Raw genomic sequence first — 19994 nt, 5'->3', positions numbered from 1 at the left:
GGCGGCCGGACCGGCTCCGGCGGTGGCTACGACGGCTGCGACCAGGGACTTTCGTCCGGCGGGCGGCCTCTCGGTCCCCGCAGGTATCGTCAAACAGGCGATACCACTCGAACCGGACAACATACCGGACAAGAGATGACGGGAGAGCACGCGTGACGCGCAGCGTGTACGTGACCGGGATCGACCGGGGAGACGGCCGTCAGGTCGTCGATCTGGGAGTCATGGAGCTCCTGACGCGTCAGGTGGACCGGGTCGGGGTGTTCCGGCCCCTGGTCCACGACGACCCCGACCGGCTCTTCGAACTCCTGCGGGCCCGCTACCGGCTCTCGCAGGACCCGGGGACCGTCTACGGCCTCGACTATCACGAGGGCTCCGCGATCCAGGCCGAGCAGGGTACCGACGAGCTGGTCTCCCGGCTCGTCGAGCGCTTCCACCGGGTGGCGGCGGACTACGAGGTGGTCCTCGTCCTCGGCACCGACTTCGCCGCCACCCAGCTCCCCGACGAGCTGGCCCTGAACGCCCGCCTGGCCAACGAGTTCGGCGCCCCGGTGATCGCGGTGGTCGGCGGCCAGGACCAGGACGCGGAGTCCGTGCGGGCCGAGACGCGCAACGCGTACCGCGCGTACGCCGGTCTCGGCTGCGACGTGCTGACGATGATCGTGAACCGGGTGGCCTCCGCGGACCGCGAGGTGATCGCGGAACGACTCTCGGCCACCCTTCCGGTGCCCTGCTCGGTGCTGCCCGACGACCCGGCCCTCTCGGCGCCGACGGTCGCGCAGATCACCGCGGCACTGGACGGCACGGTGCTGCTCGGCGACGACGCGGGGCTGGCGCGGGACGCGCTGGACTTCGTGTTCGGCGGCGCGATGCTGCCGAACCTGCTGAAGGCGCTGACGCCGGGCTGCATGGTGGTGACGCCCGGGGACCGTTCGGATCTGGTGGTCGGCTCGCTCGCCGCCCACAGCGCGGGGACGCCGCCCATCGCGGGCCTGCTGCTGACGCTGAACGAGCGGCCGGGCGAGGAGATACTCAAGCTCGCCGCGCGCCTGGCGCCCGGCACCCCGGTCGTCTCGGTGGCCGGCGGCTCCTTCCCCACGGCCGGGGAGCTCTTCGCCCTGGAGGGCAAGCTGAACGCGGCGACGCCGCGCAAGGCCGAGACGGCCCTGGGACTCTTCGAGCGGCATGTCGACACGGCCGCGCTCCTCGACCGGATCTCGGTCGCCCGCAGCGGCCGGGTCACGCCGATGATGTTCGAGCACGAACTGCTGGAGCAGGCCCGCGCGGACCGGCGCCGGGTGGTGCTGCCCGAGGGCACCGAGGAACGGGTGCTGCGCGCCGCCGACGTGCTGATGCGGCGCGACGTCTGCGACCTCACCCTGCTGGGCGATCCCGACGTGATCCGCAAGAAGGCCGCCGACCTCGGCATCGACCTGGCAGGCACCCAGCTGATCGACCCGCAGACCTCCGAGCTGCGCCAGACCTTCGCGGAGCGGTACGCGCAGCTGCGCGCACACCGCGGGGTGACGGTCGAGCTCGCGTACGACGTCGTCTCGGACGTCAACTACTTCGGCACCCTGATGGTCCAGGAGGGGCTCGCGGACGGCATGGTCTCCGGGGCCGTGCACTCCACGGCGGCGACGATCCGCCCGGCCTTCGAGATCATCAAGACCAAGCCCGACGCCTCGATCGTCTCGTCCGTCTTCTTCATGTGCCTCGCCGACAAGGTCCTGGTGTACGGCGACTGCGCGGTCAACCCGGACCCGGACGCGGAGCAGCTCGCGGACATCGCCGTGCAGTCCGCGGTCACCGCCGCCCGCTTCGGCGTGGAACCCCGGATCGCGATGCTCTCGTACTCGACGGGCACGTCGGGGTCGGGCGCCGACGTCGACAAGGTCCGTGAGGCGACGGACCGGGTGCGCGGAAGCCGCCCGGACCTGATGATCGAGGGCCCGATCCAGTACGACGCCGCGGTGGAGCCGAGCGTCGCCGCGACGAAGCTGCCCGGCTCCGAGGTGGCGGGCCAGGCGACGGTCCTGATCTTCCCGGACCTGAACACCGGCAACAACACGTACAAGGCCGTGCAGCGCTCGGCGGGCGCCGTGGCCGTCGGCCCGGTCCTCCAGGGGCTGCGCAAGCCCGTCAACGACCTGTCCCGGGGCGCACTCGTCCAGGACATCGTCAATACCGTGGCCATTACGGCGATTCAGGCACAGGGCGAGGAGCGACCCGTATGACCACCCCCACCGCACAGGACACGGCAGGAACCGGAGCGAGCAGGGTGCTCGTCCTCAACTCCGGTTCCTCCTCCGTGAAGTACCAGCTCCTCGACATGCGCGACCACACCCGGCTCGCGTCCGGGCTGGTCGAGCGGATCGGTGAGGAGACCTCACGCCTCGTCCACACCCCGCTGGCCGGCGGCGGTGGCGAGAGCCGGGAGCGCACCGGCCGGATCCCCGACCACGAAGCGGCACTCAAGGCGGCCGCCGAGGAGCTGGCCGCCGACGGGCTGGGGCTGGACTCCCCCGAACTGGCGGCGATCGGCCACCGGGTGGTGCACGGCGGACTTCGGTTCACCGAGCCGACGGTGATCACGGACGAGGTGCTGAAGGAGATCGAGCGCCTGGTGCCGGTGGCGCCGCTGCACAACCCGGCGAACATCACCGGCATCCGTACGGCCCAGGCGCTGCGCCCCGACCTGCCGCAGGTGGCGGTCTTCGACACCGCGTTCCACACGACGATGCCGGAGTACGCGGCGCGCTACGCGATCGACGTGGAGACGGCGGACGCCCACCGGATCCGCCGCTACGGATTCCACGGCACCTCGCACGCGTACGTGTCCCGCAAGGCGGCCGAGCTGCTGGGCAGTGCCCCCGAGGACGTCAACGTCATCGTGCTGCACCTGGGCAACGGCGCGTCCGCCTCGGCGGTGGCGGGCGGCCGGTGCGTGGAGACCTCGATGGGACTGACCCCCTTGGAGGGGCTGGTCATGGGTACGCGTTCCGGAGACATCGATCCGGCGGTCACGTTCCACCTCAAGCGGGTGGCGGGCATGTCGGCCGACGAGATCGATGAACTTCTCAACAAGAAGAGCGGTCTGGTCGGCCTCTGCGGCGACAACGACATGCGGGAGATCAGGCGCCGGGTCGATGAGGGCGACGAGCGGGCCGCGCTCGCCTTCGACATCTACGTGCACCGGCTGAAGAAGTACATCGGCGCCTATTCGGCGGTGCTCGGCCGGGTGGACGCCGTGGTGTTCACGGCGGGGGTCGGCGAGAACTCGGCTCCCGTACGCGAGGCTGCCATCGCGGGTCTGGAGGAGCTCGGCCTCGTGGTGGACGCCGGTCTCAACGCCGTACGGTCCGGCGAACCCCGGCTGATCTCGCCGAATTACGCACGGGTCGCGGTCGCCGTGGTGCCGACGGACGAGGAGCTGGAGATCGCCGGCCAGACCTTCGCACTGGTCGACAACTGAGCACCCCCGCGCCCCTTTGTATCTTCCACCAGACGGAATATTCCGCAGCGAAACAAACCGATAGGATCCGCCTCATGCGCCGTTCCAAAATCGTCTGCACCCTCGGTCCCGCCGTCGACTCCCATGAGCAGCTCGTCGCTCTGATCGAGGCCGGCATGAGCGTGGCCCGATTCAACTTCAGTCACGGTTCCCACGCGGAGCACCAGGGTCGTTACGACCGGGTCCGCAAGGCCGCCGCCGAGACCGGGCGGGCGGTCGGCGTGCTCGCCGACCTCCAGGGCCCGAAGATCCGCCTCGCGAAGTTCGCCGAGGGCCCCGTCGAACTGGTCCGCGGGGACGAGTTCGTCATCACCGCCGAGGACGTCCCCGGGGACAAGTCGATCTGCGGCACGACCTACAAGGGTCTGCCCGGCGACGTCGCCAAGGGCGACCCGATCCTGATCAACGACGGCAACGTCGAGCTGAAGGTCGTCTCCGTGGACGGCCCCCGCGTCCACACCATCGTCATCGAGGGCGGGGTGATCTCCGACCACAAGGGGATCAACCTGCCGGGTGCGGCGGTCAACGTCCCGGCCCTGTCCGAGAAGGACATCGAGGACCTGCGCTTCGCCCTGAAGATGGGCTGCGACCTGGTCGCGCTCTCCTTCGTGCGGGACGCGAGCGACGTCAAGGACGTCCACAAGGTCATGGACGAGGAGGGCCGCCGGGTCCCCGTCATCGCCAAGGTCGAGAAGCCGCAGGCCGTCGACAACATGGAGGGCATCGTCGCGGCGTTCGACGGCGTGATGGTCGCCCGTGGCGACCTCGCCGTCGAGTACCCGCTGGAGAAGGTCCCGATGGTGCAGAAGCGCCTCGTGGAGCTCTGCCGGCGCAACGCCAAGCCGGTGATCGTGGCGACCCAGATGATGGAGTCGATGATCACCAACTCGCGCCCGACCCGCGCCGAGGCGTCCGATGTCGCCAACGCGATCCTGGACGGCGCGGACGCGGTCATGCTGTCCGCGGAGTCCTCGGTGGGCGCGTACCCGATCGAGACGGTCAAGACGATGTCGAAGATCGTCGTCGCCGCCGAGGAGGAGCTGCTCTCCAAGGGCCTCCAGCCGCTGGTGCCGGGCAAGAAGCCCCGCACCCAGGGTGGTTCGGTGGCCCGCGCGGCCTGCGAGATCGCGGACTTCCTGAACGGTGAGGCCCTGGTCGCCTTCACCAAGTCCGGCGACACCGCCCGCCGCCTCTCCCGCTATCGCGCGGCCCAGCCCATCCTCGCCTTCACCACGGACGAGTCGACCCGCAACCAGCTGGCCCTCAGCTGGGGCGTCGAGGCCTACGTCGTCCCGCACGTGGACACCACGGACGCGATGGTGGACCTGGTCGACGCGGAGCTGCTGAAGCTGGACCGCTACAGCAACGGCGACACGATGGTCATCACGGCCGGCTCGCCTCCCGGCATCCCCGGCACGACCAACATGGTGCGCGTGCACCACGTGGGCGGCCAGAGCCGCGACTGACGCGTCCGTCCCGCACAACGACTGTGGGCCGTACCCCTCGGGGTGCGGCCCACAGTCGTTGTACGGCTCCCGGACGGGTCAGGGGTGCGTCAGGCGCCGTCCTTGGTGAAGTAGTTCTGCAGACCGGGCACCTTCAGCGTCCCGCCGAACTGGCCCGCCTGCTTCAGCTTCACGTTGGTGAAGAACGCGAACGGCACGTTCAGCGGCGGCGGGGTCTCCGGGCTGAAGGTGATCGGGATGAGGCCGAAGAGGTTGCCCTTCAGCTCGTCCGTGTACATCGTCACCTCGCCGTCGCGGATGGTCGACGTGGAGCCCTTCCGCGCCTTCACGTGGCCGGTCACGCCCGGCATCGGGCCGACCGTCAGCTGGTGGAGGTCCTTGATGTCGATGGAGGAGGCGGTGAACTTCAGCACCTTCTTCGTGCTGCCGTCGCCCTTCTCCACCTCGACGATGCCCTTGTAGTCGAGCCCGACCAGGGTGAGCAGCGAACTCTCCAGGACCCACGGTTCGTTCGGGAGGCGGGGGATGCCCTGCTCCAGATCTGCCGCGGCCAGGGCCTTCGGGTCGGCGGTCGGACACGGGAAGGCGGGCTTGGCGCCGTCCGGGATGTCCTCGTCCGCCTTCGGGTCGAGACCCTTGACGTCCTCTTCGAGCTCCTTGACCGGCTTGCCGGCCTTGTCCGCCGCGTCGCGGATGGCGTCGGCGGTCTTGTCGACCGTGTCCTTCGCCGCGTCCGTGGCCTTCTCGACGGGCTCGTCGGCGGGCTTCTCCGTGGGCTCCGCGGTGGCGGACTTCGAGGGCTCCGGGGTCGCCGTGGTGGCGCTGGGGGACGGGCTCGCCGTCTCCTCGTCCGGTCCGTCGAAGAAGTCCTTGAGCTTGTCGCCCCAGCCCAGCGGGTCGAGCGGGTTCGCCGGCTTCGTGGCGGTGGGACTCGGGCTCGCCGTCGCGGCCGGGGCGTCGGCGCTCGTCTCGGCCGCGTCCGTCTTCGCCTCGTCCGTGGCGCTCGCCGAGGCCGACGGGGTTGCCGTGGGCTCCGGGGTCGCCTCGTCGCTCTTGACCGGAGCGGGCTTGCTGCTCTCGGAGGCCGACGGGGACGGCGTCTTCGACGCCGAGGGCGACGGCTCCGCCGACTCGCTCGGCTCGTCGGAGCGGGTCACGCAGGGGCCGGGGGCGAACGGGATGTCCGTGCTGTCGTCGGCCATCGCGAGCTTGGGGGTGAGCCCCATCCCGACGAAGACGGCCGTCGGCATCGCGGCGAGCGCGAACGCCTTCTTGCCGGAGGGCATGTGCAGCTTCGTCAGCAGCGACTTCCTGGGCGCGGCGTGACGCGGCCCTCTTCGCTCGTCGAGCCCGCCCTCGCCCAGGGCGTTCACCTGCCTGTCGTCACCCCGCACGATGCCTCCCGCCGTCTGCCTCGACTGTCGTGTCGTACTGGGCCGGCTGCTGCTCGGGGACACCCATCCCGTACAGCGCGCCCTCGGAATGGACCGGGGCCTGCGGGTCCTTCGCGAAGGAGAGGCCGTCCGGCTCCGCGCCGAGCAGTTCCGGCTCCTCCGCCTCGCCGAGGAGGCCCTGGGCCGGTACGGCCTCGTCCGGCTGCGGCTCGCCCGGGACCCAGGACACGGAGAGCGCGCCACCGAGCAGAGCGAACAGGAAGCCGATGAGGAAGCCGCCGATGTTGGCGACGGGTATGGAGATCAGCGCCAGCAGGATCGCCGCGACTCCGGCGAACACCCGGACGATGCTGTGGAACCACATCGTCAGGCCCAGCGTGACGAGCAGGACTCCGATGATGAGCGACCCGGCGCCCGCGGTGGTGGACATGGCCAGCGTCATGTTGCCGAGGTGCATGTTCGCGTACGGGAAGTACGCGATGGGTACACCGCCCAGCATGGTGAACAGGCCCGCCCAGAACGGCCGGTTACCCCGCCAGGTGCGGAAGTTCCGCCGGTAGACGCTGAGGTAGTGCTCGTTCTGCCCTTGGGATTCGGGGCTCATGGAAAACAGCTCCCTGGAACCGGTACTGCTGTGAGAAAGAGAAGGGTGGGCGGCCGGGGTCCGCCGCGAGGCGTGCCCCGGCCACCCGGGCGAGTGCTTAGTAGCACTCCTTGACGCCCTTGTGCAGCTTCAGCGACAGGTCGGGAAGCTTGAACGTTCCTGCCGTGGTGGCCCACGCCTGCTGGCGAACGTCCGACAGCTTGGCCTCGTCGGCGCGCTGCGAGAACCCGTACGGGTTGGCCTGGGTACCGGGCTGAATGCCGATGCTCCCGGGCCGGTCCTTCTTCAGCGAACCGGCAGCCACACCGATGTCGATGTTCTTGAACTCGGCGTCCGCGTCGAGCTGCGACACGTCGAGGTACAGGTCCTTGGCGTAGACCTTGTCCTTGCCGGTGCCCGCGTTGAGCTGCAGCGTGATGCTGCCCAGCCCGAACGGCAGGTCGGGCGTGACGACCGACTGGCACATGTTCGTGATGGTGGCCTCGCTGAACCCGGACACGGCGACCGGAGCGGCCATGTCCTTGCCCTTGAGGTCCTTGCCCGTCGCGACACTGCCGTACTGGACGAAGTTCTGGCCGACCAGCTCATCCGCGCTGACCTTGAACTCCTGGCCGGACACGCTGAACGACGCGGCGAGCGCGCCCTGTGCCAGACCCACACCGACTGCGGCGGTGGCTATGACGCTCGGCACCATGACGACAGCGAAACGCTTCCATCTCGTGCCACCGCGAACCTGGGAACTCATACTTTTCCTCCTTCTCGGACGTACATCTCCGGTCTGGCATCCTGCCCGACCTGGGAGGGGAGAAGTGCTACGTCCTCGGGAAGGAGAGCGCCTGCGGACGGGGCTTGAACCGCGCCCGAATCACCGGCGATCACCCCCGAGCGACAACCACTGGCCACGCGTTCGCGCAACCTGTTTCGGACAGGCCCTGCCGGTCAGCAGGAACCCCCCTGTCCGGAATCGGCGCCACTGCCGCCGATCCACTCGGTGGGGACCCAACGGAGCCGCCGCACCGACTGGCAGCCGGACTGGCGTTATTGGACCGAGCGTGGCCGATCGTGGTCCATTCGCGGCCGTGACACAAGGGGGTTCGTTACTCGCTAGTAACGGCCCGATAACCGACCCGCGACCGGGCGGCACCGAGCGGCCACACAGGGTTGCCCCGACCCGGCCGACGAAAGCAGCCATTGGCGAACGAAGCCGGACAGACCACAAAGATCGATTTACTGCGAGTAACAGGGCGTCCTTTTATCAAGATTTGGTAAAGCGGAGGGCTCTCTTATCGCCGGAACGCGAAAACGGCCGTGACCCCCACCGGGAGCCACGGCCGTGTTGTCAGATCAGAACAAGACGCGCGCGAGCGCGGTCCGCGCGGCGCCGACGCGCGGATCGTCGGGGCCGATCACCTCGAAGAGCTCCAGGAGACGGAGGCGCACCCGGTCCCGGTCGTCACCGAAATTGCGGCGGACCGTCTCGACGAGACGCCCGAACGCGTCCTCGACGTGACCGCCGACCAGATCCAGGTCGGCCGCCGCGATCTGCGCGTCCGCGTCCCCCGGGTTCTCGGCGGCGTCCTTGCGGATCTGCTGCGGGTCCATCTTCTGGACCCGGCCGAGGAGTTCCGCCTGCGCGAGGCCCAACTTGGCCTCGGTGTTGGCCGGGTCGTCGGACAGGACGTTCTTGTACGCCTGGACGGCGCCGGCGAAGTCGTTGGCGTCCAGCGCCTGCGCGGCCGCCTCCAGCAGCGCGTCGTACGGTCCCGCGGGCACCTCGGGGGTCTCCGCGGCCGCCTCCGGGCTTGCGGCGCCCCGGTCGACCGCGATACCGGTGAGGCCGAACCGCTCCTCGCCGACCTGGATCAGCTGGTCGAGCGTCTCCCGGATCTGGGATTCGGGGGCCGCGCCCTGGAAGAGGGGCAGCGCCTGTCCGGCGACGACGGCGAAGACGGCCGGGATGCCCTGGATCCCGAACTGCTGCATCAGCATCTGGTTGGCGTCGACATCGACCTTGGCCAGGACGAACCGGCCGTTGTACTCGTGGGCCAGGCGCTCCAGGAGCGGGCCCAGCTGCTTGCACGGCTCGCACCACTCGGCCCAGAAGTCGATGACGACCGGGACTTCGGCGGAGCGCTGGAGGACGTCGCTCTCGAAGCCCGCCTCATCGACGTCGATCACGAGGGAGGACGGGGGCACGGCTGCGGGGCCACCCTGCCGGGCGGACTCGGCGCGGGCCTGCTCCGCCTTCACCTTGGCCTCACCGGCCGCCTTCACCGCGGCGAGGTCGACGACGCCGCTCATGGACATGTTCCTAGGCTGCATACGTACATCCTCCCCCCTCGGCACACCGTTCCGGAAAGCGATACGGGAACCGCGTCCGCCCGCTGCCCCCGCCGGTGTGCGAGGTGCACGGACAGACACGGTCCGAGGGCCCCTGAAAGGCCCGGTTCGGCGCCCGGTCCCCACCCGGCGCCTGTGGCTGTAGCTCGTTCGCAGCGCCATGACGGCAGGACCGTCGTTCTTACGCTACGACCCGTAGCGTAACTGGACCCCACCCTCGATGCACAAGAGTGTTCGGTGATCTGTCTCACGGCTGACGGGGTCGGCCGAAACTAGCTACCGGCGGGTATGGTCGCGGGATGCTGAGCCGCAGCCACCCCAAACCCTCACGAACGGGACGTCCGCGCAGTGTCGCGGCCGACGAGGCGATCCTCGAAGCCACCAGAGCCTCGCTGGTCGACCTCGGCTGGTCGAAGCTGACGATGGGCGATGTGGCGACGCGCGCGGGGGTCGCCAAGACGACCCTGTACCGGCGCTGGGCGGGCAAGAACGAGCTGGTCGTGGACGCCGTCGCGGTGCTCTTCGACGAGCTGGAACTGCCGGACCTGGGGAGCCTGTCCGCCGATGTGCAGGCGGTGGTGCTGCAGTTCGCCGCGCTGCTGGAGCGGCCGGAGACCCAGACGGCCCTGATGGCGGTGGTCGCGGAGTCGACGCGCGACGAGGCGCTGCGGACCCGGATCCGCGACTCGATCGTGAACCGGCAGAAGCACCTCGTCCTCCAGGGCCGGCAGCGAGCGCAGGAGCGCGGCGAACTGCCCGTCGAGCAGGACGAGGCCAAGGCGGCGCTGACCGCCGACCTGATCTTCGATGTGATCGCCGGTGCGGTGGTCCACCGGGCGCTGGTGAGCGCCGAGCCCGTCGACGAGGACTGGGCCCGGCGCTTCACGCTGCTGCTGCTCGCGGGGCTGGGCGCGGCCGCGGCGGGGTAGTAGCGGCGGGGCCTACGGGTTACCGCTGCCAGGCGCAACTGCCCAGCGTGGCCTTGCCGGCGGCGACCAGCCGGTCCGCCTGCTTCGGCGCCATCAGCTTCGTACGGTCGCCGTGGCAGACGACGGTGCGGTCCCCGTGCCCGGCCAGGTCCACCAGGATCTGGTCCCAGTGGCGGTACTGGACGTCATGGCCGGAGTCCGCGTACGTGCGCACCACCGGGGTGACCGGCAGCGCCTCGCGCCAGGTGGCGAGGGTGGCCGGCGGGACCGTGGTGTCCTTCTCGCCGCCGTACAGGTAGACCGGGGCCTTCAGCTTCGACAGGTCGGGCCCGGGACGCTCGCAGTAGAGCCGCTGCTCGTGCACCTGCGGCGCCGGATCGGCCTTCTGGCCGCGCTGGTTGTACGTCCGGGCCCCCTCCTCGTACGCGGTGTCGGCGAAGCCCGGGATGGACTTGACGGCGCTGTCGTCGGGGAAGGCCCACCAGGAACGCGGATCGGCGATCGAGTCCTTGACCGCGTCGGCCAGCGCGTCGTCGCTCAGGCCGCAGTACGCGGGCTTCGTACCGTACGGCGGGAGCGCGGCGGCCAGATGGAGGGCCTGGATGCGTCCCGGGGCGCGGGCGGCGAGTTCGGCGGCGTACGGGCCGCCGCCGGAGATCGCGATCACCGAGACCTTGTCGACGCCGAGGCGGTCCAGGACTTCGAGCGCGTCCTTCGCGAAGTCGGCCTTGCCCAGGGACTTGTCGTACTCCGTGTCGCCGAAGCCGTTGCGTTCCACGGAGATCAGACGCAGTCCGAGGTTCTCGCGGGTGGTGCGGAAGAAGTCCGTCATGTGCGCCGCCCGGGCGCTCGTGCCGGTGCCGCCGATGAAGAGGACCGGGGTGCCGCCGCGGCGGCCCTCGTCGATGTAGTGCGCGGTCCGGCCGGTGGAGAGCTCCGCCGCCTTCACATCCGGCCCGAGGGAGTCGAAGGTGTCCTGCACCCCCGGCCTCGGCGCCGGTGCGGCGCTGACCGCCGTCGAACCGCTGACCAGCAGCGTTCCGAGCACGGCGAGTGCGGCGCCGGCGGCCGCGGTGATTCTCCCGGACAGTCTCACGGTGTTCCTCCAGGGGTGGTGCGGGTATCGCGGCTGCGCCTACCCGGGCCCCCGGAGGTGACACCTGTAACTACCAACTGTCTGTCAGAAGCCGGGCGGCTCCGTGTAAGTGCCCCACTCCTCGCGCAGCACCCCGCAGATCTCGCCGAGGGTCGCCTCCGCGCGTACGGCGTCGAGCATCGGAGCGATCATGTTGGAGCCGTCGCGGGCGGCGGCCAGCATCGCGTCCAGTGCGGCGGTGACCCGGGCGTCGTCGCGGCCCTCCTTGCGGCCGGCGAGCTCGCGGACCTGCTCGCGCTCGACCTCGTGGCTGACGCGCAGGATCTCCAGGTCGCCGGTGACCGAGCCGTGGGCGACGTTGACGCCGACGACCCGCTTCTCGCCCTTCTCCAGGGACTGCTGGTACTGGAAGGCGGACTCGGCGATCTCGCCGGTGAACCAGCCGTCCTCGATGCCGCGCAGGATGCCGGAGGTCATCGGGCCGATCGGGTGCTGCCCGTCCGGGTGGGCGCGGGTTCCGCGTTCCCTGATCTGGTCGAAGATCTTCTCGGCTTCCGCCTCGATGCGGTCGGTGAGCTGTTCCACGTACCAGGAACCGCCCAGCGGGTCGGCCACGTTGGCGACGCCGGTCTCCTCCATCAGCACCTGCTGGGTGCGCAGCGCGATCTCGGCGGCCTGCGCGGAGGGGAGCGCGAGGGTCTCGTCGAGGGCGTTGGTGTGCAGGGAGTTGGTGCCGCCGAGGACTGCGGACAGGGCCTCGACCGCGGTGCGTACGACGTTGTTGTACGGCTGCTGGGCGGTGAGCGAGACGCCGGCGGTCTGGGTGTGGAAGCGGAGCCACTGCGCCTTGTCGGTCTTCGCGCCGTACGTCTCCTTCATCCAGCGGGCCCAGATCCGGCGGGCCGCGCGGAACTTGGCGATCTCCTCGAAGAAGTCGAGGTGCGCGTCGAAGAAGAAGGAGAGGCCGGGGGCGAAGGTGTCGACGTCCATCCCGCGGGAGAGGCCGAGCTCCACGTAGCCGAAGCCGTCGGCGAGGGTGTAGGCGAGCTCCTGCGCGGCCGTGGCCCCGGCCTCGCGGATGTGGTAGCCGGAGACGGAGAGCGGCTTGTAGGCGGGGATGTCGCGGGCGCAGTGCTCCATCAGGTCGCCGATGAGGCGCAGGTGGGGCTCGGGCTGGAAGAGCCACTCCTTCTGCGCGATGTACTCCTTGAAGATGTCCGTCTGCAGCGTGCCGTTGAGCACGGCCGGGTCGATGCCCTGGCGCTCGGCGGCGACCAGGTACATGCAGAAGACGGGCACGGCGGGGCCGCTGATCGTCATCGACGTCGTGACGTCGCCGAGCGGGATGCCCTTGAAGAGGACCTCCATGTCGGCGGCGGAGTCGATGGCCACTCCGCAGTGGCCGACCTCGCCGAGCGCACGGGGGTCGTCCGAGTCCCGGCCCATGAGCGTCGGCATGTCGAAGGCGACGCTCAGCCCGCCGCCGCCCGCGGCGAGGATCATCTTGTAGCGCTCGTTGGTCTGCTCGGCGTTGCCGAAGCCGGCGAACTGGCGGATGGTCCAGGTGCGGCCGCGGTAGCCGGTCGGGTGCAGGCCCCGGGTGAAGGGGTACTCGCCGGGCCAGCCGATCCGCTCGAAGCCCTCGTACGCGTCCCCGGGACGGGGGCCGTACACGGGGTCGACCGGATCACCGGAGAGCGTGGTGAAGTCCGCGTCACGCTTGCGGGCCTTGTCGTAACGGGCCTGCCAGCGTTGGCGGCCTTCCTCGATCGCGTCAGCGTCCATACCTATCAATTTACTAGGACGTCCTAGTAAATGTCGATGACAAACCGCCCGGCGCTTCGCACGGGGCGGTTCGGGTGGGACGGTCAGGCGTTCGCGGGGGCCGCGGGGGCCGCGTCCGCGAGCAGCGGCTCGACCTCGCGGACGACCTTGCGCTCGACGAAGAACGCGGCCGTCGGGATCGTGCCGGAGAGCAGCACCCAGGCCAGCTTGCCCATCGGCCACTTCGCCTTGGAGCCCAGGTCGAAGGCGAAGATCAGGTAGATGATGTACAGCACGCCGTGGATCTGGGAGACGACGAGGGTCAGGCCCTCGCCCTTGTCGAAGCCGTATTTGAAGATCATGCAGACGCAGAGGATCAGCAACATGACGGCGGTGACGTAAGCCATCACCCGATAGCGGGTCAGCACACTGCGTTTCATGCCATCGAGCGTAACCGGCCGCCCGGGGCGATCTTGCAGCGGGCCCGGGGCCGGAACGCCGTCTCTCAGATCTCCTCGAAGTCCTGCGCGGCGATGCGCAGCGGACGCAGCAGCGCGAAGATCTCCGCGCACTCCTCGGCGTCGTACACGCCGAGTCCGAACTCCATCGCGACCAGGTCCTGGGTCGCGGACTCGACGACCTCGCGGCCCTTGTCGGTGATGGAGGCGAGCGTTCCGCGGCCGTCGTTGGGGTTGGGGCGCTTGTCGACGAGGCCGGAGCGCACCAGCCGGTCCACGGTGTTCGTGACCGAGGTCGGGTGGACCATGAGCCGCTCGCCGATCTTGGACATGGGCAGCTCGCCGGCCTTGGAGAAGGTGAGCAGCACCAGCGCCTCGTACCGCGCGAAGGTCAGTCCGTACGGTTTGACGACCGCGTCGACCTCCGCGAGCAGGATCTGCTGCGCCCGCATGATCGAGGTGATCGCCCCCATGGAGGGCACCGGGCCCCAGCGCTGCTGCCAGAGCTCGTCGGCGCGGGCGATGGGATCGAAGGGGAGACTGAGGGGCTTCGGCACGGCCACGACCTTACCCATGAGGAACTTTCCGCTGCTCCCCGTCTCGAACTTCGGTCCGAACCCCGAATGGGGTGGGGATGCGCGGAGCCCCCGGCCGGCTGTGCGGCTGGGGGCTCCGGGGAGGTTCGGCGGGACTCGGCGTCAGTCCGCGAGGTATCGCTCGACCGTCTCGACCTTGGAGGTCAGACCGTCGGTGACACCCGGACGGATGTCGGCCTTGAGCACGAGGGAGACCCGTCCGGCGCGAGCCTCGACGGCCGCGACAGCGCGCTTCACGACGTCCATCACTTCGTCCCACTCACCTTCTACGGAGGTGAACATGGCGTCCGTGCGGTTGGGCAGCCCCGACTCGCGGACCACCCGGACCGCGTCGGCGACGTACTCGCCGACGTCCTCGCCGACACCCAGCGGACTGACGGAGAAGGCGACGATCATGCGCTGACCGTGCCTTCACGGCGGGCCCGGGCGGCGATGACGCCGTCGGCCTCGTAGCGCTTGAGCACCTTGTCGCCGTACAGGCCGCCGAAGGGCAGGACGCAGAGCAGGAAGAAGAACGCGACGCGCTTGAGCGGCCACTTGGTCTTCGCCCAGACGTCCAGCAGCGCCACGACGTAGATCACGAAGAGCACGCCGTGCAGCATGCCGAGCGGCATCATCAGGAAGTCGATGTCGGAGACCCGGCTCAGCACCGAGCCGAAGAGGATCAGCGCCGGGAAGGAGAGCGCCTCGGGAATCGAGATGAGGCGCAGCCGGTGCAGGGCGGTGGCGGTCTTGATGTCCACGGGGGCACCTTCGGTGGGAGGACGGTGACAGCTTGTGAACGCAGGCACAAGCGGCACCCATTGTGGCATCGGCGCTCCCGGCGACCGGCGGCGGGGCCGGTCCGGTACCTGCCGCTCCGTACGGGATACGTCCCGATTGCGTCCGGGTCCGGTACCGGATGCGTATCAGGGACGGTCCAGGGGGCCGGATCGCGTCACAGGCCCTGTTCCGGCGGCGGCCCCTGCCGCTACCTTCGCCGGGTGGCGATGTTCCGACTCCAAGGCAGCAAGACGCTCGCCGTCGACCTGGCCGGCGACGCAGTCAAGGCGAAGAACGGCTCGATGGTCGCGTACGACGGCCGGATGACGTTCAAGAAGATGACCGGCGGGGGTGAGGGCCTGCGTGGCATGGTGACCCGCCGGCTGACCGGCGAGCAGATGGCCGTGATGGAGGTGACCGGGCAGGGCACCTGCTTCTTCGCCGACCGCGCGAGCGAGATCAGTCTCGTCTCGCTGCACGGCGACAAGCTGTACGTCGAAGCGAGCAATCTGCTCTGCACCGACTCCGGGCTGCGCACCGGCACCACCTTCACGGGGATGCGCGGCAGCGCGGCGGGCAACGGCCTGTTCACCACGACCGTCGAGGGAACCGGCCAGGCGGCGATCATGTCGGACGGCTCGGCCGTGGCCCTGCGGGTCTCCGCCCAGTACCCGCTCTTCGTCGACCCGGGCGCCTACATCGCCCACCAGGGCAACCTCCAGCAGCACTTCCAGTCGGGGGTGAACTTCCGGACGCTGATGGGCGAGGGGTCGGGCGAGTCCTTCCAGATCCGGTTCGAGGGCGAGGGACTCGTCTACGTCCAGCCCAGCGAGCGGAACACGATCGGGGGCAACGTCTGATGCCGTTCCGTGAGATCAACTCGAAGATGGTCGAGGCGACGGTGATCCCCGGCCAGAAGATGTTCAGCCAGCGCGGCGCGATGCTCGCCTACCGCGGCGAGGTGTCGTTCACGCCGAACATCCAGGGCGGCCAGGGCGGTGTGATGTCGATGATCGGCCGCCGGATGGCGAACGAGGCGACTCCGCTCATGACAGTCGAGGGCAGCGGCACCGTGATGTTCGGCCACGGCGGCCACCACATCCAGGTGATCAACCTGACCGGCGACACCCTCTACGTGGAGGCCGACCGGCTGCTCGCCTTCGACGGGACGCTCCAGCAGGGCACGATGTTCATGGGCTCGCAGGGCGGCGTGATGGGCATGGTCCGTGGCCAGGTGAGCGGGCAGGGCCTGTTCACCACGACGCTGAAGGGACACGGCGCGGTGGCGGTGATGGCGCACGGCGGGGTCATCGAGCTGCCGATCGCGCCGGGCCGCGAGGTGCATGTGGACCCGCAGGCGTACGTCGCGCACCACGGCGACGTGACCAACAAGCTCTCCACCGCGCTGGGCTGGCGCGAGATGGTGGGGCGCGGGTCCGGCGAGGGGTTCCAGCTGGAGCTCAGCGGCAGTGGTGCGGTGTACGTCCAGGCATCGGAGGAGAAGCTTTGAGCGGGCCCGTGGTCTTCGACCCGATGACGCTGCCGTCGGACGACAACGTCAACGCGTACACCTTCTGTGTGGAGCTCAAGGGGAGCCAGTGGTTCCTGCAGAAGGGCAAGATGATCGCCTACTACGGGCGGATCGAGTTCAACGGCATCGGGCACGGCCGCTTCCAGGGCCTGATCCGTACGAGCTTCCACTCGCCGCTGCACGCGGCCGACTGGGTGGTGGCCGAGGGCAGCGGCAAGATGCTGCTCGCGGACCGGGCCTTCGATGTGAACTCGTACGACCTGGACGACGGCAATCTGACGATCCGGTCCGGCAACCTGCTCGCCTACCAGCCGACGCTGGCACTCAAGCAGTCGATCGTGCCCGGATTTCTCACGCTGATCGGTACGGGGAAGTTCGTCGCCGCGTCCAACGGTCCGGTCGTCTTCATGGAGCCGCCGCTGCGCGTCGACCCGCAGGCGCTGGTGGGCTGGGCGGACTGTCCCTCGCCGTGCCACCACTACGACCACGGCTATATGACGGGCGTGATGGGCGGGCTGCGGGCGTTCACCGGGATCGGGGGCGCTTCGGGCGAGGAGCACCAGTTCGAGTTCGTGGGCGCCGGTACGGTGCTGCTCCAGTCCAGCGAGGCGCTGATGGCCGAGCAGCCGACCGGGGCCGTGCCCCAGCAGGCGGGGATCCCGGGAGCGGGTCAACCTGGGTCCGGACCTCGCAGGCCTGGTCAGCGGGGGGACTTCCAACATCACTTCGGTTTGTGAGCGGTAGTCTGCGGAGTGTGACGTCGAACGCCTGCGCCCAGCCTGCGAGCGCGTGCCGGGCGTCACACACCCTCACTTCGTCCGGCTTTCAACTTCTTAGGTAGAATCCATATATGGAGACCGAGACGGCCACCCGCTGGCTGAGCGACGCGGAGCAGTGCGCCTGGCGCACCCACCTGGATGTCGGCAGGCTGCTGACGCATCAACTGGAGAAAGACCTCCAGCCGTTCGGCCTGACCATGAACGACTACGAGATCCTCGTCAATCTCTCGGAGTCGGACGACCAGCGCATGCGGATGAGCGACCTCGCCGGTGCCACGCTGCAGTCCAAGAGCAGGCTCTCGCACCAGATCACCCGTATGGAGAGCGCGGGCCTGGTCCGCCGGGAGAACTGCGAGTCCGACCGCCGGGGGCTGTACGCGGTCCTCACCGAGACCGGTGCCGAGACTATGCGCAAGGTCGCGCCGCACCACGTGGCGTCGGTCCGCAAGCACTTCATGGACCTGCTGCCGCCGGAGGCCCTGGAACAGCTGCACGCGGCCCTGACCCCGGTCGCCGACCACCTGCGCGGGCGGCGCGGCAAGCTCTGACCCACCGGGGGTTCAGCGGGCGTCCGGCAGCCACAGCGTGAACCGGGCGCCCCGCTCCCCCGCACCCGTCACGGTCAGCCGGCCTCCGTGCCGCACGGCCACATCGCGGGCGAGGGCGAGGCCCAGTCCCGCCCCGCCCTCGTCACGGGTGCGGGCGTCGTCGAGGCGCACGAAGCGTTCGAAGATCCGCTCACGCTCCGCCTCCGCAACCCCGTCCCCGTCGTCGGTGACCTCGACGGCCACTCCGCCGCCCTCCGCGCGCACGGCGACCGCCACCGCACTGCGGGCGTGCCGCTCGGCGTTGTCCAGCAGATTGCCGACCACCCGGGCCAGCTGTGTACGGGACCCGGTCACCTCAAGGCCCCCGGCCTCCTCCGGAACGGACACCGTCACCGGGATCCGGTCACCGGTGCGCTGCGAGACCTCCTCGCGCACCAGCGCGCCGAGTTCCAGGAGTGCCGTGCCCGGACGCTCCCCCGCGTCCAGCCGGGCCAGCAGCAGCAGATCGGCGGCCAGCGCCTGGAGCCGTACGGTGTCGGCGACCGCGCCCGTCACGTCCAGCAGCTCCGGGTGCGCGGCGCCCACCTCCAGCTGGGTGCGGAGCGAGGCGATCGGGCTGCGCAGTTCGTGCGAGGCGTCGGCGACGAACCGCCGCTGCCGCTCGACGGAGGCCTCCAGGGCGGTGAGCGTCTCGTTCGTCGTACGGGCCAGGCGGGCGACCTCGTCGTGCGAACCGGGCTCCGGCACCCGCCTGCTCAGGTCCTCCGACGCGGTGATCGCGGCCATCTCGCGCCGGATGCCCTCGACCGGGCGCAGCGCCCGCCGCGTCACCAGCCAGGTCACACCGGCGACGACGAGGAGCACGACGGGCAGTCCCGTCAGCATCGCGCCGCGCACACTGCCGACGGCCCGCTGCTCGGCGGCGAGCGGGGCGCCCGCGTGCACGGTCAGGGTCAGCCCGGCCGCGTTCGTGGCCTCGACGGAGGCGAAGCGGTAGTCGGCGCGGTCGCCGTCGACCGTGGCGGTGCCGTTGGCGAAGTCCGGGTCGTCGGTGGAGACCTCGCCTCGCGCGGGGTCGGGGCCGTCCGTCCCGTCGTCGTCATCGTCGTCGTCGCCGTCCTCGGCGGTCGGCGAGGGGGTCGGCGAGGGGGTCGGCGCGGGCGCGCGGGTGACCCGGTCCGTGCCGGTGCCGGAGACAGCCTCCAGGTCCTTGGAGACGGCCACCACCCGGCCGTCCTCGTCGGTCACCTGAACGGGGTGGTCCTCCTCGTCGCCCGTCTCCAGCCGGTCGTAGGGCACGCCCAGCGCCAGCTGCCCCGCGACCTCCCGGGCCGCGACCTCGGCCTGGAGCCCGGCCTGGTCTGTGAGGTTGGCGCGCAGGACCAGGAGGACGGCGAGCCCGGCGGCGGCCAGTGCGAGCGCGACCACCAGGGTGGCGCCGAGCGCCGCTCTGGCCCGTACGGACCTCACAGCGCCTCCAGCCGGTAGCCGGCTCCGCGCATCGTGCGGATGGACGCCGTGCCGAGCTTGCGGCGCAGGGTGCTGACGTAGACCTCGACGATGTTCGGGTCGCCGTCGTAGGCGAAGTCCCAGACGTGCTCCAGGATCTCCGCCTTGCTCACCACCTGCCCGGCCCGCAGCACGAGCTGTTCCAGCACGGCGAACTCCTTCGCGGTGAGGGCGATCTCCTCCTCGCCGCGGTGGACCCGGCGGGCCGCGGTGTCCATGCGCAGGGAGCCGACCGTGACCACCGGGGAGCCGGCCCCCGCCCGGCGGCGCAGCAGCGCCCGGACCCGGGCGACCAGCACCACGTAACTGAACGGCTTGGTCAGGTAGTCGTCGGCCCCGGTGTCGAGCCCCTCCGCCTCGTCGTACTCCCCGTCCTTCGCGGTCAGCATGAGGATGGGCACCTCATGGCCCGCGGCGCGCAGGGCGGCGCAGACCCGGTAGCCGTTCATCCCCGGCAGCATGATGTCGAGGACGACGAGGTCGTAGGCACCGTCACAGGCCCGGTGCAGCCCTTCGAGGCCGTCGTGGACCACGTCCACGGCGAACCCTTCGGCGGTGAGCCCCCGGGCCAGGGAGACCGCCAGCCGCTTCTCGTCCTCCACGATCAACAGGCGCATGTGCACAGCGTCGCAAACGGAAGCTGAAGAAGGCTTCAGGTGGCTTCAGGCTGCGTTCAGCATCGCCCCGGCAGTGTGGACCGCATCGCA

General features: G+C 70.1%; 20 protein-coding genes. 8 read left to right on the top strand and 12 right to left on the bottom strand.

Translation table 11 applies throughout. The features are described from left to right. The first annotated feature begins 152 nt into the window (after positions 1-152). The 3 genes from pta (at position 153) to pyk (ending at position 4977) form a co-directional block, all read left to right on the top strand. The gene (gene pta / locus JGS39_RS08860) at positions 153-2234 is read left to right on the top strand and encodes a phosphate acetyltransferase (RefSeq protein WP_219568205.1); all 2082 of its coding nucleotides are present in this window, start codon (positions 153-155) and stop codon (positions 2232-2234) included. Continuing rightward, positions 2231-3472, top strand: a complete 1242-nt coding sequence (locus tag JGS39_RS08855) for an acetate kinase (RefSeq protein WP_219568204.1) — start codon at positions 2231-2233, stop codon at positions 3470-3472. Before pta ends, JGS39_RS08855 begins: the two co-directional genes overlap by 4 nt. 74 nt (positions 3473-3546) lie before the next feature. Continuing rightward, on the top strand, positions 3547-4977 hold the full coding sequence (gene pyk / locus JGS39_RS08850) for a pyruvate kinase (protein WP_219568203.1): 1431 nt from the start codon (positions 3547-3549) through the stop codon (positions 4975-4977). An 89-nt stretch (positions 4978-5066) separates the two neighbouring features. Here the strand turns inward: pyk and JGS39_RS08845 are convergent, their stop codons facing one another. From JGS39_RS08845 to JGS39_RS08830, 4 genes are all read right to left on the bottom strand, one after another. Next, complete coding sequence (locus JGS39_RS08845) at positions 5067-6371, bottom strand: hypothetical protein (protein ID WP_219568202.1); 1305 nt, start codon at positions 6369-6371, stop codon at positions 5067-5069. Continuing rightward, positions 6361-6975: a DUF6114 domain-containing protein gene (locus JGS39_RS08840; RefSeq protein WP_219568201.1), complete on the bottom strand. Its 615-nt coding sequence runs from the start codon at positions 6973-6975 to the stop codon at positions 6361-6363. The genes JGS39_RS08845 and JGS39_RS08840 overlap by 11 nt, the downstream gene beginning before the upstream one ends. 97 nt (positions 6976-7072) lie before the next feature. Next, positions 7073-7720, bottom strand: coding sequence for a DUF6230 family protein (locus tag JGS39_RS08835; RefSeq protein WP_219568200.1), 648 nt, complete (start codon positions 7718-7720; stop codon positions 7073-7075). A gap of 599 nt (positions 7721-8319) precedes the next feature. Beyond that, the gene (locus JGS39_RS08830; protein WP_236063775.1) at positions 8320-9282 is read right to left on the bottom strand and encodes a tetratricopeptide repeat protein; all 963 of its coding nucleotides are present in this window, start codon (positions 9280-9282) and stop codon (positions 8320-8322) included. 332 nt (positions 9283-9614) lie between these two features. Between JGS39_RS08830 and JGS39_RS08825 the strand changes: the two genes are divergently transcribed. Continuing rightward, entirely contained in the window at positions 9615-10244 is a 630-nt protein-coding gene (locus JGS39_RS08825; RefSeq protein ID WP_219568198.1) for a TetR/AcrR family transcriptional regulator, read from the top strand. A gap of 19 nt (positions 10245-10263) precedes the next feature. Here JGS39_RS08825 and JGS39_RS08820 read toward each other — a convergent pair whose 3' ends face one another. The 6 genes from JGS39_RS08820 to JGS39_RS08795 form a co-directional block, all read right to left on the bottom strand. Beyond that, complete coding sequence (locus tag JGS39_RS08820) at positions 10264-11340, bottom strand: alpha/beta fold hydrolase (protein ID WP_308120268.1); 1077 nt, start codon at positions 11338-11340, stop codon at positions 10264-10266. Between the two features lie 84 nt (positions 11341-11424). Further along, positions 11425-13125, bottom strand: coding sequence for a coenzyme B12-dependent isobutyryl-CoA mutase large subunit (gene icmA / locus JGS39_RS08815; RefSeq protein ID WP_219568197.1), 1701 nt, complete (start codon positions 13123-13125; stop codon positions 11425-11427). 83 nt (positions 13126-13208) lie between these two features. Continuing rightward, the gene (locus JGS39_RS08810) at positions 13209-13544 is read right to left on the bottom strand and encodes a DUF3817 domain-containing protein (protein WP_148020772.1); all 336 of its coding nucleotides are present in this window, start codon (positions 13542-13544) and stop codon (positions 13209-13211) included. Between the two features lie 65 nt (positions 13545-13609). Further along, the gene (locus JGS39_RS08805; RefSeq protein ID WP_148020771.1) at positions 13610-14119 is read right to left on the bottom strand and encodes a MarR family winged helix-turn-helix transcriptional regulator; all 510 of its coding nucleotides are present in this window, start codon (positions 14117-14119) and stop codon (positions 13610-13612) included. Positions 14120-14260: 141 nt separating this feature from the next. Next, complete coding sequence (locus JGS39_RS08800) at positions 14261-14554, bottom strand: MTH1187 family thiamine-binding protein (RefSeq protein ID WP_014048385.1); 294 nt, start codon at positions 14552-14554, stop codon at positions 14261-14263. Next, positions 14551-14901: a DUF3817 domain-containing protein gene (locus JGS39_RS08795; protein WP_148020770.1), complete on the bottom strand. Its 351-nt coding sequence runs from the start codon at positions 14899-14901 to the stop codon at positions 14551-14553. The genes JGS39_RS08800 and JGS39_RS08795 overlap by 4 nt, the downstream gene beginning before the upstream one ends. A 246-nt stretch (positions 14902-15147) precedes the next feature. Between JGS39_RS08795 and JGS39_RS08790 the strand changes: the two genes are divergently transcribed. The 4 genes from JGS39_RS08790 to JGS39_RS08775 all read left to right on the top strand — a co-directional run bounded on the left by JGS39_RS08790 (position 15148) and on the right by JGS39_RS08775 (position 17778). After that, positions 15148-15780: an AIM24 family protein gene (locus JGS39_RS08790; protein ID WP_219568215.1), complete on the top strand. Its 633-nt coding sequence runs from the start codon at positions 15148-15150 to the stop codon at positions 15778-15780. After that, positions 15780-16430 carry an AIM24 family protein gene (locus JGS39_RS08785; protein ID WP_219568196.1) on the top strand — a complete coding sequence of 217 codons (651 nt, stop codon included), beginning with the start codon at positions 15780-15782 and terminating at the stop codon, positions 16428-16430. The genes JGS39_RS08790 and JGS39_RS08785 overlap by 1 nt, the downstream gene beginning before the upstream one ends. Further along, on the top strand, positions 16427-17188 hold the full coding sequence (locus tag JGS39_RS08780) for an AIM24 family protein (RefSeq protein WP_219568195.1): 762 nt from the start codon (positions 16427-16429) through the stop codon (positions 17186-17188). The genes JGS39_RS08785 and JGS39_RS08780 overlap by 4 nt, the downstream gene beginning before the upstream one ends. A 113-nt stretch (positions 17189-17301) precedes the next feature. Then, a complete protein-coding gene (locus JGS39_RS08775; RefSeq protein ID WP_219568194.1) occupies positions 17302-17778 on the top strand; it encodes a MarR family winged helix-turn-helix transcriptional regulator in 477 nt (158 codons plus the stop codon). 12 nt (positions 17779-17790) lie between these two features. On the opposite strand, the gene JGS39_RS08770 is transcribed toward JGS39_RS08775, so the two are convergent. Both JGS39_RS08770 and JGS39_RS08765 read right to left on the bottom strand, forming a co-directional pair. After that, positions 17791-19248, bottom strand: a complete 1458-nt coding sequence (locus tag JGS39_RS08770; protein ID WP_219568193.1) for a sensor histidine kinase — start codon at positions 19246-19248, stop codon at positions 17791-17793. After that, a complete protein-coding gene (locus JGS39_RS08765) occupies positions 19245-19904 on the bottom strand; it encodes a response regulator transcription factor (protein ID WP_219568192.1) in 660 nt (219 codons plus the stop codon). The genes JGS39_RS08770 and JGS39_RS08765 overlap by 4 nt, the downstream gene beginning before the upstream one ends. Between the last annotated feature and the right edge of the window lie 90 nt (positions 19905-19994).

Source organism: Streptomyces poriferorum (assembly GCF_019399235.1).
Lineage (GTDB): Bacteria > Actinomycetota > Actinomycetes > Streptomycetales > Streptomycetaceae > Streptomyces > Streptomyces poriferorum.
Note: the sequence above shows the minus strand (reverse complement) of the source record. Positions and strands in the feature narration are given on the sequence as shown.

Bases quoted from the DNA above. Each gene is read 5' to 3' on its own strand.
- icmA (WP_219568197.1), bottom strand. From the start codon at position 13,125: ATGGACGCTGACGCGATCGAGGAAGGCCGCCAACGCTGGCAGGCCCGT.
- JGS39_RS08855 (WP_219568204.1), top strand. From the start codon at position 2,231: ATGACCACCCCCACCGCACAGGACACGGCAGGAACCGGAGCGAGCAGG.
- JGS39_RS08785 (WP_219568196.1), top strand. From the start codon at position 15,780: ATGCCGTTCCGTGAGATCAACTCGAAGATGGTCGAGGCGACGGTGATC.
- JGS39_RS08775 (WP_219568194.1), top strand. From the start codon at position 17,302: ATGGAGACCGAGACGGCCACCCGCTGGCTGAGCGACGCGGAGCAGTGC.
- JGS39_RS08840 (WP_219568201.1), bottom strand. From the start codon at position 6,975: ATGAGCCCCGAATCCCAAGGGCAGAACGAGCACTACCTCAGCGTCTAC.
- JGS39_RS08790 (WP_219568215.1), top strand. From the start codon at position 15,148: ATGTTCCGACTCCAAGGCAGCAAGACGCTCGCCGTCGACCTGGCCGGC.
- pyk (WP_219568203.1), top strand. From the start codon at position 3,547: ATGCGCCGTTCCAAAATCGTCTGCACCCTCGGTCCCGCCGTCGACTCC.
- JGS39_RS08810 (WP_148020772.1), bottom strand. From the start codon at position 13,544: ATGAAACGCAGTGTGCTGACCCGCTATCGGGTGATGGCTTACGTCACC.
- JGS39_RS08825 (WP_219568198.1), top strand. From the start codon at position 9,615: ATGCTGAGCCGCAGCCACCCCAAACCCTCACGAACGGGACGTCCGCGC.
- JGS39_RS08835 (WP_219568200.1), bottom strand. From the start codon at position 7,720: ATGAGTTCCCAGGTTCGCGGTGGCACGAGATGGAAGCGTTTCGCTGTC.
- JGS39_RS08800 (WP_014048385.1), bottom strand. From the start codon at position 14,554: ATGATCGTCGCCTTCTCCGTCAGTCCGCTGGGTGTCGGCGAGGACGTC.
- JGS39_RS08765 (WP_219568192.1), bottom strand. From the start codon at position 19,904: ATGCGCCTGTTGATCGTGGAGGACGAGAAGCGGCTGGCGGTCTCCCTG.
- JGS39_RS08830 (WP_236063775.1), bottom strand. From the start codon at position 9,282: ATGTCCATGAGCGGCGTCGTCGACCTCGCCGCGGTGAAGGCGGCCGGT.